Source organism: Ensifer sp. ENS08, from assembly GCF_014852195.1.
Taxonomy (GTDB): Bacteria; Pseudomonadota; Alphaproteobacteria; order Rhizobiales; family Rhizobiaceae; genus Ensifer; species Ensifer adhaerens.
The window spans coordinates 78,544-93,904 of sequence record NZ_JACVBF010000020.1; the positions used below are offsets into that span (position 1 = coordinate 78,544).

A 15,361-nucleotide genomic window follows, 5' to 3' on the forward strand; every position below is an offset into this window, starting at 1 on the left:
GCAAAGCCAAGCACGACGTGTCCCGATCAGACCTCGGGCCGATGCGATACTGTCAAAGTCGTTGACGTGTGCGACCTTCGTCTGAATTCCCATGCATGCCAGTCCGACGGGTGCCCAAATGGATTGAGTCTCAACTTAAGGTCGGTACTTCTAGGATAGAAGCTGCGATAAAGCGCTCCGGGCCATCTCGATCGTTGAAGTAGTATACAACAATAATCTTGCCGTCCTGTCTAACCAAGGCGCATGGATAACCTAGGTCCGCATCGTCGCCATCATCGCGGAGAACCGCCGGTTCGGTCCATGTTCCGCCCCTATCGCGGCTGACGACAGCGCTTAGTCCGAAGGGTGGATCTCGAAAACCGTAGAGCAGCACCAATCTTTCGTCGGGCAGAGCGACAAGCGCAGGCGGATTGCCCATGATCCCCGTATTCCGAACTGGCGTACCGACACAGGACCAAGTCCGCCCCAGATCCGCTGACCGATATGCCTCCAGCCAGAACCGATCATGGGCCCCACGACGAACGACTGTGTAAATCGTGCCGTCTGCGAGGCGCGTCGACGACGGCATGATGGCGTACCCCGTCTGTTCATCCCAGACGAATCCTTCCGAGGAAAAACTCAATCCTCCGTCCTGCGTGCGGGCGCAAAGGATACGACCTTCCGTCCCATCGGCTTTCGGCGCGGTGAGCATAAACAAAGCGTCGTGTCGGCCCAGCGTTATGATGTCGGTACGCGCAGAGAGCGCCTCTTCGTGAGACTTCAACCCTTCGAACCTAAAAGGCCCATTCCACGAGCGAGCACGGTCCTTGCTGACGTAAAACCAGCTCACTGATCGCCCCGATATCCCGGTGCGGGCTGCCATGACGACTTGCTCGCCATCGGCAAAGTCGATCGGGGTGGGGAGAGTAATGAGATCAAACGCCGGGTCCACATTGGGTCCTGCTTCCAAGTCCTTCGTGACATGTTCGTCCGCCGAAAGACTGCGCGCACCCGGTACGCTCCCACAGAATGGTTCTGCCTGCCAAGTCAGGCCGCCATCGAGGCTTCTCGCCTGAACCGGAGTGAACGCGTGATGCTGATCTTCGAGATGAAGGTTTTCGCTTTCCCTTCCTAGACGGCCTGTGGCAAAGACGCAGACAATTTCGTCTCCCCACGCCCACACGCCGTAATTCGCGGGCCATCCCGCGAATGCGCCGAGTCTCCGATATACGACGGTATGAATCGCTTCAAACCTTGCGGTCATCTCTTCTATTCCCGCGCTCGCAGCCTCCAAGCTTCCGCAAAAGGATGAATGCTGAAAGGCAAAAGCAAATCGCATTGGCGATAATTATCGGCCACTCTCCTTTGAGGACACCAAAGACAGTCCACAGCGCAAAACCGGTAACGGTGAGAACGTACATCCGGGCAGAGAGCGCCGAGGTATCGCCTGTTTTTACGACCTTCCATGCCTGCGGAACGAAGCTACCCACTGAGCAAATTGAGGCGAGATAGCCGATGAGCAGCGTTGCTTCCAAGTGTTCTCCATAAACGTGCGACCAGGATTCTAGCCGGGCACCGCCGCAGCCGCTGTGACTGTGAGCAGACCGAACAGAGAGCCTTGCGAAATGTTCCTCGCATAGGACCGGGTCGCGGTGAGCTAGCGAAAGGCTGGCAATACTTCGCGTGCCATGTCCGCCGATCGATATTGTTTCCTGCCGCAGCCAGAATGCACTGCTCGCACCGACTTCAAGATCCTCTGCACTTGTCAGGCGACATGTAAAACTGGTCCTAAGGACCAGTTCACGATGACGCTTGATACTTTCTTCGAGAGGCCATCGAGCGCGGCATGCGGTTAGTCTGCGACGGGGAAGCCAGCCAAGGTGTCGCACACCCAGCAAATGTTGCAGTTTCGTAATCCGCGTTATGCCATTAACAGGTTGTTTGCTAATGCGTTTTTATGGTTTGAGAATACGCGAATTATTTCAGTTCCCTACGGATCCCGCGATCGGTGAGGCCTTCGCGATAGCCGATAATTGTGTCATCTCCTGACGGAGCGGGGTACTCCTACCGGAACGTTGGTCCCTGTCGGCCGAGACTTTGGATAAATAGGGCACATAGGCTTCTCGAAATTACAGTTGCCCGAAGGAAGTTCCCTATTGCTATGTTGCGCCCAACCCCGCGAACGGTGTTTCGCGCGTCGCACACTGTCGATTCCTACAATTCGAGCTGCGATATTCTGCCGTTAGGATCTAACCCCGGTGCCAAGGCGCGGGACGTCATGTCCGAATTTCGAAGCGCTCGTCTGAGGGGCGACCATCGCATACTGTCCCTGTCGTTGAGGACGCTACGGGCTGCGAAGTATCAGGACGACCTCTCGCCCGCTTTGAGTAGGCTTTGCGGGCGATACGGCGTGTCTCACATGACGTTTCTTGTCTGGGCCGGAGGAGCTTCTCATTCGTACCCGTATTATTGCACCACCTATCCAGAGGCCTGGGTTACGACCTATCTCGAACCGGGCTACTTTGACGTAGCTCCGGTCCTCGACATTATCCGCTGGGGTTCCTGCCCGTGGACTGGTCTTTTTCGAGCACCGGTCAGATCCGTCCGCACCCATGGCATAGGTTCTTATGGCTTGACCATTCCCATCCGTGGGCCAAATGGCGAACGCAGCCATTTTCCGTGACTTGGCGCCTTCCCAGACAGCAATGGACGCATTGCGGACTTCTTTCATTCACGAAATGTAGGTCCTTGCAAGCCATCTCCATGAAACTGTGTTTGAGGCGGTCGGTTTTCGAAGGCTCAGCCGTATTCGCAAACTCTCGCGACGAGAGACATAGTGCCTGCAATTGCTCGCAATGGGCCGGATCGCTTCGGGGAGGGGAATGCCGGGGCGGGCAGCCTCAGTAATATACCCGATCTCATTCCGTGAGCCGAGAACAACGTGGGGTCGAGGGCAGGCCTGCTTGCACCGGCATTTCAGGATCAGATGGACCAACTGTGGCGTGAGCGCCCGTCGGTCGATGCGACGGAACCCCGGTCCTTCACCGGTGCAGGCCTTAGCAAGCACCGCAGTACCTTGAGTTTTTTTGCCGTATCAGTGTGTTGATATTTGCCTGTCCGGCCGCTTAAATCTTCATAGACGCTGAAGCCACTTCGACCTTCCGGACATCGGAGCAACATTTATGACCCGCCAACTTTCTCTCCCACGCGAGCGAATTTCCGTGCTTCTCCTAGAAGGTATTAGCCAGACCGCTGTGGACTACTTTTCTTCGTCCGGCTACACCAACCTCGTTCATTTGCCGAAGGCGCTCGACGACCAGGATCTTAAGCGCCACATCGCCGACGCTCATATCATCGGCATTCGTTCCCGCACGCAGTTGACGGACGAGATTTTCGAATCCGCCAAGAAATTGATCGCCGTCGGCTGTTTTTCCGTCGGTACGAACCAAGTCGATCTGGATGCTGCGCGGCGGCGCGGCATTCCGGTGTTCAATGCACCTTATTCAAACACGCGATCGGTGGCCGAGCTTGTGATCGGCGAAATTATTATGCTGACACGGCAGATCTTTCCGCGCTCGGCTTCGGCGCATCAAGGTGGGTGGGAGAAGTCCGCTGTCGGCAGCCGGGAGGTCCGCGGCAAAACGCTTGGAATTGTCGGCTACGGCAATATCGGATCGCAACTCAGCGCGCTTGCCGAAAGCATGGGCATGGTCGTGCGCTACTTCGATCTTTCAGATCGGCTGCGCCGGGGCAATTCGGAGTCGATGGCCTCGCTCGGCGACCTTCTCGAGATCTCTGATTATGTGACAATGCACGTTCCCGAAACACCCTCGACGCATAACATGATCACTGAAACCGAATTGCGCCGCATGAAGAAGGGCGCCATCTTCATTAACAATTCTCGCGGGACGGTGGTCGATCTCGATGCGCTTGCGAAAGTCCTTAACGACGGGCATCTGGCGGGTGCCGCGGTGGACGTGTTCCCTAAGGAGCCGGCATCGAACAAGGAGCGTTTTGAGACGCCGTTGCAAGGTTTGAGCAACGTCATTCTGACGCCGCATATCGGCGGCTCCACTGAGGAAGCCCAAGAACGCATCGGCGGAGAAGTTTCAAGGAAGCTGGTCGAGTATTCCGACATCGGCTCAACAATGGGCGCCGTCAACTTTCCGCAAGTGCAACTGCCCGAGCGCCCGAACGGCACGCGTTTCATTCACGTGCATGAAAACCGCCCCGGCATGCTCATCCAACTCAACGAGATCTTCTCGTCGCGCGGGCTGAACATCGTCGCTGAGTTTCTTCAGACGCTTGGCGACACGGGCTATGTGGTGGTCGAGGCCGATGGCATTTCCGAAAATGCCGACGAAATTCTTCAGGCTCTACGCGAAATTCCTGGAACGATACGAACGCGATTAGTCTACTGACAGCTGTTAGGGCCGATCTGTTGCGGGGCAATAAGGGTGTTTTCGCGGGACAAGTGAAGACGTCCAATGCTTAGAATGCTCGATTCCAAGGGCTCGAGCGTTTCTGCCTGGGCAGACTACCGAATGCGACAAAGGAGGGTCGAGCTAACGCGGACATGGCCAACGTATGCTGGCCGGGCTCGCGAGCATTCGCCCAAAAATACGCACCCATTGATGGTTTGACGGAAGAGTGGATTGGCAGAGCATGAGGCACGTCAGGCCGCTGCGTTTGAGCAGATGGCAGCGGAAGACACCGACCCGCAGGAAGTCTGGAGGACGCGCCGATGACCGACTCCCCCGAAATGATCGTGTTGTTCAACAACAGCCACTTTCGCCTCACGAGCTGCGGCAAGGAGAGCCAGTCTAGCCCGCGTTGGAGAGCATTTTCCTTCGGTTGCGCGAGCGCAGAAGGCGAGGGCGCGCTGAAAGGCCGGGCCGTAGGTCACCGGCCATCTCTCGGCCAGGACGAACATGGCGTTTCGAGCGTCTTTGATCTCTATCGCACGGGACATTCCCGGAAGCAAAATTATAAGGGTGCTATCCCAGGTCGCAGCAAGCATTTCGAATTTCCCTGTCTCACCGGGGCTATGAATGCAAATCGTGCGCAGGTGGTTCCGTGTTTTTCGCGAAATTTTTAAGAGGCGGACGGCGTGAACGAGATCACACTCCTCACGGACGAACTCGCCGAGCTCGAAGCTCAGATCTTCGGCATCGGGATCAGGATGCACTGGGTCGATGGCGTGAAACTGCAGAAGCTGGCGGTGATCCATTGCCTGTGACCGGAGCAATCGGTCTCTGGACTCCCTCGAAAAGCGGGTGGGCAGCATGACGAGAGTCAATTCAGCGCAATCTTGTAACCTTGGCCTCGGCGATCGCCGCGACGAACGCTACTCGGGCTTGTTCCCATGGGTAGGTACCAACCATTGCGTCCCTGCATTTATTAACGGCGTCGAAGTAAGCGACGCCCGAGGCGGCGGGCCAGTTTTCACCAAGCAGGACCGTGGCCTTGTTCGGTGTCCAGACTATCTGCGCCCCGTCGAGCTCGGGAAGTTCGATGATCACGCACTTGTTCCAGCTCTCAACCACGGCTGTTCCTTTTCTTTATGCTTGCTCCCCGCCGTCAGACGTTGAGCTTCGGTGGCGTGTCGTTCTCATCCGGGTTCGGGTTGGGAACTTCGTCAGGAAGGATGTCGGGCTCCGGTTCCTCGATCGGTGGCTGTGGCACGTCCGGGGGCATGTCCGGCGGGAAATCAGGTTGGGGCGGCCTCGGGATCGGTTCGGTAGGCATCATGATGGACTCCTGTTTAGGAGGGCAACTGATCTCGCGTTGGGATTGTTCCGATCTTTCGGTCAAGGTGCCAGCATGATCAAGCTTCACCTCCCATACCCGTCGGTCTGGGGCCTATACGACGGCTGGGGCGCGAAGCGCCGGCTGTCGCCGACCTACACGAAATGGCGCGTTTCTTCATCAAAGTCGAGGCTGACACTCGGCAGGAACTTCTTCCGCTAGCGATCTGCCGAGCTCGTCATGCAGCAAATGCCAGACCGCGGCGTCCGATGGGAGTGGTTCGTGCGCCGCTCGAATAAGTGACTGCCTGTGCGCGATGCGAAGATAAAGTCCCCATCGACTTGCTAGCGACACATTCGGTCTATAAATACGCAGGCATCGATATTTGCTTGTTGAGCTTTGTTTTCTCGCCTTTCGCGTTCAAGCCGACCTTCCCTCTCAAAGTCGATCTATCTGCCTTGGCTGTCACAATGTCGGTCGGGGTCTTCAATCATGATTTTGAAAGGAATTGTCATGAACACTGGAACCGTAAAGTTTTTCAATAGCGCTAAGGGCTTCGGCTTTATCGAACTCGAGAACGGCGGGACGGACGTATTCGTTCACGCATCTGCTGTCGAACGAGCCGGTCTGCGTTCGCTTGTCGAGGGCCAAAAGGTCACCTTTGACATCGTTCGGGACGCACGCTCTGGCAAGAACGCAGCTGACAACCTCGCAGCTGCCTAAAAAATTCGCTTCTGGCCACTGACCACGGATGTACTGGCAGTGCCGCTGAGGCGTGTGTAGAAGGTCGGGTTTTGCCCGGCCTTTTTTATTGGCAACGTGGTCTGTTTGCCGGCCCGCTCCGCGTTTTCGGCTGACCCGGCTGACCCTAGAAACTGCGGGGAAAAATGGGGCTTTTCTATAAGAGCGACGTTCTCGAACTGTTCTGCGCGTAAGAAGCGCTGGATGCTTGGCTCTCAACCGCCGCTAGATTGTAACGGAAAAGAGGGTCGAATGTTCATTAACCCGTAGGGATTAGAAATCCACTTTTGTACACGCCCCGTTCTCACGCCGTTCGGCGCGTATTAGCGATCAAACTTTCAGTAGAAATTCAGGGTTTTCGTCGGAAGAGGGCAGCTGGGTAGCTCGCTAGCTTCGGGGACGCGCATCATTACGTGACGCGTGCGTTTCACCCATAAATCAGCAAGGCCCCGCCGGAAAAGAGGATCGCGCACCAAGCCATAGAGGGTGCATTGGCGCTCAGAGGGAACCGTTGCTCTCTTAGACAGTTGAACCCTATTAGGCCGCAATTCCTGCTGGGATCTGCCCATGAACCAGTCCTCGAATGGACGAATCTATGACTGCATCGTCGTTGGCGGTGGGCCAGCGGGCCTTACCGCTGCTATATATTTGGCACGCTACCACCTCTCCGTTTTGGTGTTCGACGATCAAGCAAGCCGCGCCGCCAGTATTCCCGTGTCCCACAATCATGCGGGCTTCCCAAACGGTGTGAGTGGCGAAGAGTTGTTGGCTCGTATGCGAACGCAAGCGGAGCGATACGGGGCCTATGTGAGGTATTGTCAGATTACGGAACTGCGCAAGAGAGGTTCGCTGATCGAGGCGATGTCCCCGATTGGTCATTGGAGGGCGAAAACGGTGCTTCTGGCGACCGGGGTCATCAATCGGCGACCGCAGATGCCGGCGGCCGTTCATGATGACGCGCTAGCCCGGGGGCTTCTGCGGTACTGTCCGGTTTGCGATGGGTTCGAGGTTACGGATAAAACCGTAGGCGTTATAGGGGTTGGGACGAGAGCGTTCCAAGAGGCGATTTTCTTGAGAAGCTATACGCGCCACCTCACCATTATCTCGTGCGAGGATAGGCCTCATTTGAATGAGACGCAGATTTCTGAACTTCAGGAGATCGGCGTCAAGCTGGAGCGCGGTCCCGTGAGTTCCATCGAAATCGCGGGCGATCTTCTCGTCATAAACACACCAGACCATCGTCTCTTCTTTGCTTCGGTCTATCCAGCGTTGGGCTCGGACGTGCGGTCGGATTTAGCATCGCGACTGAGCGCTCGGTTATCACGTGAAGGATGCGTGTCCGTCGATGCCCATCAAAGGACGACCGTGAGCGGCTTGTACGCGGCGGGGGACGTTGTACAGGGGTTGGACCAAATCAGTCGCGCAATGGGGCAGGCGGGCGTTGCCGCCACTGCCATCCGAAACGATCTGTGCGAGCAAGTGTTGCGGGTGCGGTAAAAGAGGCCGGACGGTCTCAGATGCAGTTGGGCCGCCCGGCCTATCATTTGTTGCTCCGATAGTTCCACTGCATAATCTTGAGGCGATCTATCGATCGGCAGCAGTCACCTTAGTTGTGTTCGGAATGACTTCGAGAACCAATCTCAGCTCCACCAGCAGGGCATGATGCTGATCGAGAACTTGGATGCTGATCATAGAAATTGGGTCCTGCGGAAGGCCGTCAGCCGCCATCTCCGCCAGGGTGACCTTTGCCTCCTTGATCGCCGCCTGTTCATCTGCGAATTCGAACGCCCGATCTTCGGCGCTGAACCCTTCCTGATCAGTTGTCCTGAAGTAGAAATTTGGCATGTGATGTTCTCCTACTGTCATATCGATACACGGGCTGCCGCGCAGTCGCTTCAACCTCAGAACCGGAGGGATGGCGCCTAGCGTGTCGTGACCACGTTCTTAAGCAATCGGGTGACATCGACCTCGATCCGCGCGCAATCGGAGTCGAGTTCGGCCACATGACTGGAATTCCGGCCTTCAACTGCCCGCACCTGGTCGCGCTGATGAGCCGCAAATCCGTACGCGCGCAGGAGATCTTTCAGCTCGGGAACGCGCAAAAGCTCGATCTGGGGACGATACGTGGGCAATTGTATCAGTAAGCGCGAGCGCCCTATTGCTTCGAAATCCAACGACGTGCCTCCTAAGTTATGTTTTGGGCATCCAGTCGCGAACGGCGAGAAAAGTTCCTCATGCCACGTGCGGACGGGGTGTTGAGGCCCCGAAGGGCGACGTTGCCGCGCTTGTAGGGCTAGGCGTTTGCTGTCTTCTGAGTCGACTCGCTGCGTTAGCCGCGATGATCCAGAGACGAGCAAATCGTCAACGTTGACGGCATCTGGGGGGATTGCGGATGGCTCGGTGAGCGACGGCTAGGAGCGGACCGTGGCGCGCGCTAGCGGCAACAGAGGTGCCGTTGCCGGCAGTGTCAACAGCCCGTGATTATTTCCTGACCCACGGAACGTGCTTCCTGCTCGATGGTTGGGCAGGTCTCTCTCAATAAAATGATCGGACCCTAAAATGCCTGCTGAGAAGACATTGAACGACCTCTTCCTTGACACGCTGAAAGATATCTACTTTGCCGAAAAGCAAATCGTGAAGGCCCTTCCTAAAATGGCCCGCGCCGCCCATTCGGAAGAGGGCAAAGCTGGTTTCCTGCAGCATCGTGATGAGACTGAAGGACAGATCGAGCGTCTCGAGCAGGTGTTCGAACTGATTGGCAAATCTGCCCGCGGCAAGACCTGCGAAGCCATCCAAGGGCTCATCGCCGAAGGCGAAGAAATCATGGAAGAATACAAGGGCACGGCCGCACTTGATGCCGGCCTCATTTCGTCGGCCCAAGCCGTCGAACACTATGAAATTGCCCGCTATGGGGCGCTCAAATCGTGGGCCGCCCAGCTTGGCCTCGATGCGGCCGTCCCGCTCCTCGACGCTAATCTCCAGGAGGAGATCGCCACCGATCAGAAGTTGACGGCACTTGGTGAAGTTGCGGCAAACCCGAAGGCGTCCGAGCGGGCGGCCGAGTAGACCACCTCAACGAAAAGCCGCGCTCATAGTTGGTTTTTCATTTCGCATCGGCGTCGGACGGTCGGTGGCGCATTGCGACGGCACACGACCGGACGACCACAACGCCCCTGCCGTTGGAGACTGCACGCAACCGATGCATCTCATCACCCTTTTTGCCGACGGGCATGGAACCTTTTCATGCGGCAATGTTTGGGTGATGGCGCTCTTCAACCGTAACCGCTCCAGAACAATCACGATCTGGTTTCATGGTTAGCAGCGGTTGGGCCGCGTTTAGCTTAAGGAGGTACGTCGATGGGTCGCGGTATTCTACTCTGGCTACTTGGTGTCCCGATACCGATCATTATTCTGTTGATGCTTTTCATGCGATAGGAGGCTGCCATGGCACCGTCAGTGCTTGCCGATGTTTCAACGCCGGCCGAATCATCTGTTCCAGCCGTCAGCTGGGCGCCGATCATTGCAGGTGCCTTCGCGGCCTCTACATTGACGCTCATTCTCATGCTCGTTGGCTCCGGCCTTGGCCTTACATTGATATCACCGTGGTCTGGGGAATCCGCCAGCGCCACCACTTTCGCGGTCTCAAGCGCCATCTGGCTGGTGATCGTCCAATGGCTCTCGTCGGGCCTGGGCGGCTATCTGACCGGGCGCTTGCGCACCAAATGGGTCGGGCTTCATACCGACGAGACCTTTTTCCGTGATACAGCGCATGGCTTTCTGGCCTGGGCGCTAGCAACGATGCTTGTCGTGTTCGTCCTCGGCTCCGCAACCTCCGCTGCAGTCGGAACGGGGGTGAAGGCAGTTTCCTCAGTCGCGTCAGGCGCGGCCCTTGGGGCGTCAGCGGGCGCAACGAGCGGTCCTGAGGTGGGCGATTCGAACGGGATGCCGTCTTATTTTGTGGACTCCCTTTTCCGTCCAACCGATCCCGCTCGCCTGACGGCGCCGGGCGCCGAGGGCGATGGAGCCGCAGCAGCGCAAGCTTCCCGAATTCTGGTCGCGAGCGCTGCGGCTGGCGAAATGTCGCCGGAGGACAAGACGTATCTGGTCCAGTTGGTCGCGGCACGTACCGGGTTATCGCAGGCCGATGCGACAACCCGGGTCGATACGGTACTTGCGCGGATCGAAGAGGCCAAGGTCGCCGCTCAGAAAGCTGCTGACGCTGCCCGAAAGGCGGCTGCGACATTTGCCCTTGTCGGCGCCTTATCTCTCATCATCGGAGCATTCATAGCGAGTGCCGCAGCCGCCCTTGGTGGACGACAACGGGATGACCTCGAAACGCTTTCCTGAGGGTCCTTCAGCTAAGCTTTTGCATTCTACCTCTTCCTCGACGTCCTTTTTGCCGGGGCAATGGCTGCCTCGGCATCGCTGATCGACGTGCAGGCGGGCGCCGCGATTTCACTATCGCTCTGCTTGCTCTACTGCTCGTCGTCACGACGAAGACCAAGGTGCTTGGCAGGTCTGACCCAACTGATCCAAAGGAGATCACGATGAAAGCCCTTTGCTGGCATGGTAAGAACGACATCCGGTGTGACAGCGTCCCCGACCCGCAGATCGAGGACACCCGCGATGCGATCATCAAGATGACGGCCTGCGCAATCTGCGGCTCGGACCTTCATCTTATGGACGGATACATCCCATTCATGGAAAAGGGCGACATCTTGGGTCACGAGTTCATGGGCGAGGTCGTCGAAGTCGGGAGCGACAACAAGAAGCTCAAAGTTGGTGATCGGGTCGTCGTGCCCTTTACGATTTGCTGTGGCGAATGTCCGCAATGTCTCAAAGGCAACTGGTCTCTATGCGAGCGCAGCAATCGCACCCCCGAGAACGCGGCGAAGGCATTCGGCTATCCGACAGCGGGTCTGTTCGGCTATTCTCATCTAACCGGCGCTTACGCCGGCGGTCAGGCCGAGTACGTCCGCGTCCCCTATGCCGATATTTCGCCTATCATCATTCCGGGCGGAATGACCGATGAGCAGGCTCTCTTTCTCGGCGACATCTTTCCAACCGGTTGGATGGCCGCTGCGAATTGCGAGATCGAAGCCAGCGACATTGTCGCGGTGTGGGGATGTGGCCCGGTCGGCCAGTTTTGCATTAAAAGCGCATTCATGCAGGGCGCCGCCCGCGTCATTGCCATTGATAATGTACCGGAGCGGCTCGCTCTGGCGCAGTCGGCTGGCGCCGAAATCATCAATTTCGATGAAATCGACTGCACGATTCCCGATTATATCAAGGAAATGACTGGCGGGCATGGCGCGGAGAAGTGCATCGACGCAGTTGGCGCCGAGTCTCATGCCACCGCCTCGTTCGACGCCATCGTTGACAAAGTTAAAGCAGCGACACTGATGGGAACCGACCGACCCCACGTGCTGCGCGCGGCGATTATGGCGTGTCGGCCGGGGGGAATCGTCTCCGTGCCTGGCGTCTACGGGGGCGTTCTCGACAAAATTCCGTTCGGCGCGGCGATGAATAAAGGGCTGACCATCCGCACGGGGCAGACGCACGTCAATCGCTATTCGCTCGAGCTGCTTCGCCGGATCGAAGAGGGCGAAATCGACCCTGGCTTTATCATCACGCACCGTGCGACGCTTGAGGATGGTCCCGGTCTCTACGAGACCTTCCGCGATAAGAGGGATGGTTGCATCAAGGTTGTGCTGACCGCCTGACGAATGACGGCGGACGCGTTGAGAACGGAAAAGGACACAGACGACGTGCCCACACCAATGCAGGCAACGAGAACGACCCCGAGCATCAACATTGTCGGCATTTGCGACAAAATGCTCTCGCAAAGCCCTCGTCATTCTTGACGGGTCACGGCGTGCGCTAGGAAACAGGGGTCGAGCCGTTAACGGGCCGAGGGCGGTCGTCGGCATAACAGCAACGACAAAGATGCCAGAACGGTCGCGCAAGACAAGTAGAAGAGGCCTGAGCTTAGGTCGCTACACCAGTGACAGGGTTCACTTCCGGTTTTTCACTCGTATCCTTGGCGTCAGGACCTTGAACGGTTGGCGGCGCGATCGATTCCTCGTCGCGGTGCTTTTTGCGATCGGCGGGGTGATGGACGTCTTCCGGCTTCGCCTGCTCAGGCTTTGCATTGGTGTCTTTGGTTGCCATAGCGATACTCCTTTCCAGTACAACGGGCCTGGGTGGGGCGGGTTCCGCATACGGAGGTTTGATCGCGAAAAAGCTGGCCCCGAAAGGCGACTGACGAGCCCACAAGGCTGCGGTGTCAACGAGAGATCAGAAGCAGACCTTGTAACCTCGGCCGACGAAAAAGGTGGCTTCCCACCTTCAATTCTGCCTCGTCAAGGACACGATGGGCGCGAATGCTGACTAGCTCTATAGGCCGATCGGCCACCAACTCCCCACCTCAGGTGGCGCGATCTCCGTTCGGCTCAGCAATTCCTGCGTTGAAGAGTCCTCCTGAACTTCGCCAATCACGTAGCTGTCGTGGCCGACAGCAGGAGTCGCATGCTGCTTCGATGAGGTCAGAGACGAAGAACGGGATTTCGCTGGCGTCCATCTGACGTCGCCTTCAGTCATGTTTGGCCCTACTCTGAGGGCGGGGAACTGAGCGGCCGCCCGGATCGATAGGAGCGAAGCTCACGCGTAACCCGCTGGACACGATTAATCTGGTCATTCACCTGCGTGACCGGGATCGCCACTACCGTGAGCGGGACCGTCACCAGTGCCGGGGTCGCCGCCACCGCCGTGGCCCGGATCATTCCCGCCCGTGCCGGGGTCGCCGTCACCGCCGTGGTCCGGATCACCCCCGCCCGTGCCGGGGTCGCCACCACCGCCGTGGCCCGGATCACCATCGCCCGTGCCGGGGTCGCCGACATTGCCGTGGCCCGGATCGCCAGCGCCGGGGCCGCCGCCACCGGTAGATGGGGTGCCTGGGTTTCTGCCAGCACCCGTTTTGGTGTCGGTCTTACCCGGATTGCCTTTCGATATTGTCGGGACGATTGCACTTGTCACCGCGGCCGACAGCGGCTCGCATTGTTCTTCTGCAGCCTCGACCATCCGGTTTGCCGGCCCACGGGGACTGCACTGCCCGGGGAAAACGGAGCGCTCAATCATCTGTCCTTGTGCTGGGGTGGCTGTCGATAAAAACCCGGCCGACACCAGGGCCAGACCGGTGGTTATCAGAAGTTCACGTATCGCGTTCATTTTAGCCTCACTAAATTAGCTTCATGCAAAATAAACTTGAGTGAGGGAAATGGTTCCGTCCGACGCCTGGCATGGGACCTTTGTCAGCGCCTGTGGGACCAAGGTCCCATGTGGAGGATCTTGGCCCCGCGTCTGAAAGCGAACCGCAGGGACGGAAAGGCTGTTCTGGTGTCGTTGTCAGTCCAGGGCGGAGTAATAAAATCGCTGCGCGAATAGTCTATTGCTAGGGGCTGGCACGGAGAAACGGAGCCTGGAAGCGACCGAGCGATCACAAAAAGGAATGGCCCCGTCGCGGGACGACGAGGCCAGAGGCGCTTATCGAAGAGACTTCACTTGGGGACAATCGTGAAGCTCGGGCCTGATCTCGATCGGGGAAACGGGATCAGGACAATTGAGAAACGCTTGCGTTATGAAAAGGTTCCTGGCCTCCCAATAAGAAACGGTCCTGAAGTCAACGACGGGGCCGGGAAAGTGCTTTGTTGGGCCAGGAGGTTGGAAAAGCGCTGGGCCCGAATTGGGCTTCTGCTTCCCGACCTTAATCCGTTCCTGTCTCTGTTGCGGCGATGGCGCTGGGCCTCAGTTTCGCTAAGGCCATCAGGCGCATAGTTTTTGGAGTGGTAGGCAACGGTAAAAGACAGCCCCTCCAGAGGGCGGGCAAGTAGGCCCGCGGGGGGGGGGCGGGATTTTTTGATTGTTATTCAATCACCCGTTGAACCAGTGCCGGGATCCCCGCCGCTGCCGGTGCCATGATCGCCGCCACTGCCGGTGCCGGGATCGCCGCCACTGCCGGTGCCAGGATCGCCGCCACTGCCGGTGCCAGGATCACCGCCGCTGCCGGTGCCGGGATCACCGCCGCCGGTGCCAGGATCGCCGCCGCTGCCGGTGCCCGGATCACCGCCGCTGCCGGTGCCAGGATCACCGCCGCTGCCAGTGCCAGGATCACCGCCGCCGCCGGTGCCGGGATCGCCGCCACTGCCGGTGCCAGGATCGCCGCCGCTGCCGGTGCCGGGATCACCGCCACTGCCGGTGCCGGGATCACCGCCGCTAACAGGGGTACCCGGGTTGGTGTTACCGCCCGGACCGGTGGCGGTCCGATCCGTTGTGCCATTCGTTGTCGGGGCGATTGCGTTTGTCGCCGGCAATCGCTCACATTGTGCTCCTCCGGCTCCATTGATCTTGTTTGCGTCTCCAATCGGACCACACTGACCCGGGAAAATGGAGCGCTCGGCGATTTGCCCTTGCGCCGGGACGGCTATGAATAAGAAACCTGCCGACACCACGGTCAGACCGGTGCTTATCAGAAGTCTATGTATCGTGTTCATTTCGACCTCACTAATTTAGCTATATGTTATGTAATCTTTGGTGAGGAGAAAGGTTCCGTCGGACGACTCGGCTTAAAAACTTGCCTGCAGGGCTAGGGTACTATCCTGAGTGTTTTGGGCGCCGTTTAGGGCGAGCTTTAGTTCCTCCGGTTGAACAACGAGATGCTGCGACCGTCGTGTCTAAACGAAGCAAACTGCTTCCGCGAAATCTTGGGGGCATGAAAAGGAATGGCCCCAAGACCCTTCGTGTGAAGGCGAGATCTTGGAGGCCAAGATCTTGGATTGCGAGTTTGGGCCGAATGCGCACCGACACCTCGCAAAAAAGGAGCGGAGTGCGCGCCATA

General features: G+C 58.0%; 16 protein-coding genes and 1 pseudogene. 7 read left to right on the forward strand and 10 right to left on the reverse strand.

Going from position 1 to position 15,361, the window contains the following annotated elements:
• Positions 1 to 130 precede the first annotated feature (130 nt).
• The 3 genes and pseudogenes from IB272_RS29960 to IB272_RS35175 all read right to left on the reverse strand — a co-directional run.
• Entirely contained in the window at positions 131 to 1,243 is a 1,113-nt protein-coding gene (locus IB272_RS29960) for an exo-alpha-sialidase (protein ID WP_192445629.1), read from the reverse strand.
• Positions 1,227 to 1,514 (reverse strand): SemiSWEET transporter, encoded by a 288-nt coding sequence (locus tag IB272_RS29965; RefSeq protein WP_082566491.1) that lies wholly within the window; start codon positions 1,512 to 1,514, stop codon positions 1,227 to 1,229. Before IB272_RS29965 ends, IB272_RS29960 begins: the two co-directional genes overlap by 17 nt.
• 1,328 nt (positions 1,515 to 2,842) lie before the next feature.
• Positions 2,843 to 3,043, reverse strand: a pseudogene (locus IB272_RS35175) (integrase); the annotation flags it as partial.
• Between the two features lie 118 nt (positions 3,044 to 3,161).
• Here IB272_RS35175 and serA point away from each other — a divergent pair.
• Positions 3,162 to 4,400, forward strand: coding sequence for a phosphoglycerate dehydrogenase (serA, locus tag IB272_RS29975; RefSeq protein WP_060520969.1), 1,239 nt, complete (start codon positions 3,162 to 3,164; stop codon positions 4,398 to 4,400).
• Positions 4,401 to 5,089: 689 nt separating this feature from the next.
• The gene (locus tag IB272_RS35440) at positions 5,090 to 5,218 is read left to right on the forward strand and encodes a hypothetical protein (RefSeq protein WP_255381751.1); all 129 of its coding nucleotides are present in this window, start codon (positions 5,090 to 5,092) and stop codon (positions 5,216 to 5,218) included.
• A gap of 61 nt (positions 5,219 to 5,279) precedes the next feature.
• Here IB272_RS35440 and IB272_RS29985 read toward each other — a convergent pair whose 3' ends face one another.
• Together IB272_RS29985 and IB272_RS29990 are read right to left on the reverse strand one after the other, a co-directional pair.
• Positions 5,280 to 5,525, reverse strand: coding sequence for a DUF982 domain-containing protein (locus IB272_RS29985; protein ID WP_060520967.1), 246 nt, complete (start codon positions 5,523 to 5,525; stop codon positions 5,280 to 5,282).
• Between the two features lie 34 nt (positions 5,526 to 5,559).
• Positions 5,560 to 5,730, reverse strand: coding sequence for a hypothetical protein (locus IB272_RS29990; protein WP_089046309.1), 171 nt, complete (start codon positions 5,728 to 5,730; stop codon positions 5,560 to 5,562).
• A 510-nt stretch (positions 5,731 to 6,240) separates the two neighbouring features.
• On the opposite strand from IB272_RS29990, the gene IB272_RS29995 reads away from it, so the two are divergent.
• Both IB272_RS29995 and IB272_RS30000 read left to right on the forward strand, forming a co-directional pair.
• The gene (locus IB272_RS29995) at positions 6,241 to 6,450 is read left to right on the forward strand and encodes a cold-shock protein (protein WP_029742828.1); all 210 of its coding nucleotides are present in this window, start codon (positions 6,241 to 6,243) and stop codon (positions 6,448 to 6,450) included.
• Positions 6,451 to 7,035: 585 nt separating this feature from the next.
• On the forward strand, positions 7,036 to 7,965 hold the full coding sequence (locus IB272_RS30000) for an NAD(P)/FAD-dependent oxidoreductase (RefSeq protein ID WP_192445632.1): 930 nt from the start codon (positions 7,036 to 7,038) through the stop codon (positions 7,963 to 7,965).
• Between the two features lie 87 nt (positions 7,966 to 8,052).
• Here IB272_RS30000 and IB272_RS30005 read toward each other — a convergent pair whose 3' ends face one another.
• Positions 8,053 to 8,313, reverse strand: a complete 261-nt coding sequence (locus tag IB272_RS30005; RefSeq protein WP_029742830.1) for a hypothetical protein — start codon at positions 8,311 to 8,313, stop codon at positions 8,053 to 8,055.
• 77 nt (positions 8,314 to 8,390) lie between these two features.
• Positions 8,391 to 8,642, reverse strand: a complete 252-nt coding sequence (locus tag IB272_RS30010) for a hypothetical protein (RefSeq protein ID WP_029742831.1) — start codon at positions 8,640 to 8,642, stop codon at positions 8,391 to 8,393.
• A 385-nt stretch (positions 8,643 to 9,027) separates the two neighbouring features.
• On the opposite strand from IB272_RS30010, the gene IB272_RS30015 reads away from it, so the two are divergent.
• From IB272_RS30015 to IB272_RS30025, 3 genes are all read left to right on the forward strand, one after another.
• The gene (locus IB272_RS30015; RefSeq protein WP_192445633.1) at positions 9,028 to 9,534 is read left to right on the forward strand and encodes a ferritin-like domain-containing protein; all 507 of its coding nucleotides are present in this window, start codon (positions 9,028 to 9,030) and stop codon (positions 9,532 to 9,534) included.
• 378 nt (positions 9,535 to 9,912) lie between these two features.
• On the forward strand, positions 9,913 to 10,815 hold the full coding sequence (locus IB272_RS30020) for a membrane protein (RefSeq protein ID WP_034800018.1): 903 nt from the start codon (positions 9,913 to 9,915) through the stop codon (positions 10,813 to 10,815).
• A 200-nt stretch (positions 10,816 to 11,015) separates the two neighbouring features.
• Complete coding sequence (locus IB272_RS30025) at positions 11,016 to 12,191, forward strand: zinc-dependent alcohol dehydrogenase (protein ID WP_112772491.1); 1,176 nt, start codon at positions 11,016 to 11,018, stop codon at positions 12,189 to 12,191.
• A gap of 265 nt (positions 12,192 to 12,456) precedes the next feature.
• Here the strand turns inward: IB272_RS30025 and IB272_RS30030 are convergent, their stop codons facing one another.
• From IB272_RS30030 to IB272_RS30040, 3 genes are all read right to left on the reverse strand, one after another.
• Positions 12,457 to 12,639, reverse strand: coding sequence for a hypothetical protein (locus IB272_RS30030; RefSeq protein WP_029742934.1), 183 nt, complete (start codon positions 12,637 to 12,639; stop codon positions 12,457 to 12,459).
• A gap of 522 nt (positions 12,640 to 13,161) precedes the next feature.
• Entirely contained in the window at positions 13,162 to 13,695 is a 534-nt protein-coding gene (locus IB272_RS30035) for a hypothetical protein (protein WP_192445634.1), read from the reverse strand.
• Between the two features lie 694 nt (positions 13,696 to 14,389).
• The gene (locus IB272_RS30040; protein WP_156553156.1) at positions 14,390 to 14,716 is read right to left on the reverse strand and encodes a hypothetical protein; all 327 of its coding nucleotides are present in this window, start codon (positions 14,714 to 14,716) and stop codon (positions 14,390 to 14,392) included.
• Positions 14,717 to 15,361: the final 645 nt, after the last annotated feature.

Excerpts from the sequence above, each read along its gene's own strand:
- IB272_RS29960 (WP_192445629.1), bottom strand. The coding sequence starts at position 1,243 with ATGACCGCAAGGTTTGAAGCGATTCATACCGTCGTATATCGGAGACTC.
- serA (WP_060520969.1), top strand. The coding sequence starts at position 3,162 with ATGACCCGCCAACTTTCTCTCCCACGCGAGCGAATTTCCGTGCTTCTC.
- IB272_RS29990 (WP_089046309.1), bottom strand. The coding sequence starts at position 5,730 with ATGATGCCTACCGAACCGATCCCGAGGCCGCCCCAACCTGATTTCCCG.
- IB272_RS29995 (WP_029742828.1), top strand. The coding sequence starts at position 6,241 with ATGAACACTGGAACCGTAAAGTTTTTCAATAGCGCTAAGGGCTTCGGC.
- IB272_RS30000 (WP_192445632.1), top strand. The coding sequence starts at position 7,036 with ATGAACCAGTCCTCGAATGGACGAATCTATGACTGCATCGTCGTTGGC.
- IB272_RS30005 (WP_029742830.1), bottom strand. The coding sequence starts at position 8,313 with ATGCCAAATTTCTACTTCAGGACAACTGATCAGGAAGGGTTCAGCGCC.
- IB272_RS30015 (WP_192445633.1), top strand. The coding sequence starts at position 9,028 with ATGCCTGCTGAGAAGACATTGAACGACCTCTTCCTTGACACGCTGAAA.
- IB272_RS30020 (WP_034800018.1), top strand. The coding sequence starts at position 9,913 with ATGGCACCGTCAGTGCTTGCCGATGTTTCAACGCCGGCCGAATCATCT.
- IB272_RS30025 (WP_112772491.1), top strand. The coding sequence starts at position 11,016 with ATGAAAGCCCTTTGCTGGCATGGTAAGAACGACATCCGGTGTGACAGC.
- IB272_RS30030 (WP_029742934.1), bottom strand. The coding sequence starts at position 12,639 with ATGGCAACCAAAGACACCAATGCAAAGCCTGAGCAGGCGAAGCCGGAA.
- IB272_RS30035 (WP_192445634.1), bottom strand. The coding sequence starts at position 13,695 with ATGAACGCGATACGTGAACTTCTGATAACCACCGGTCTGGCCCTGGTG.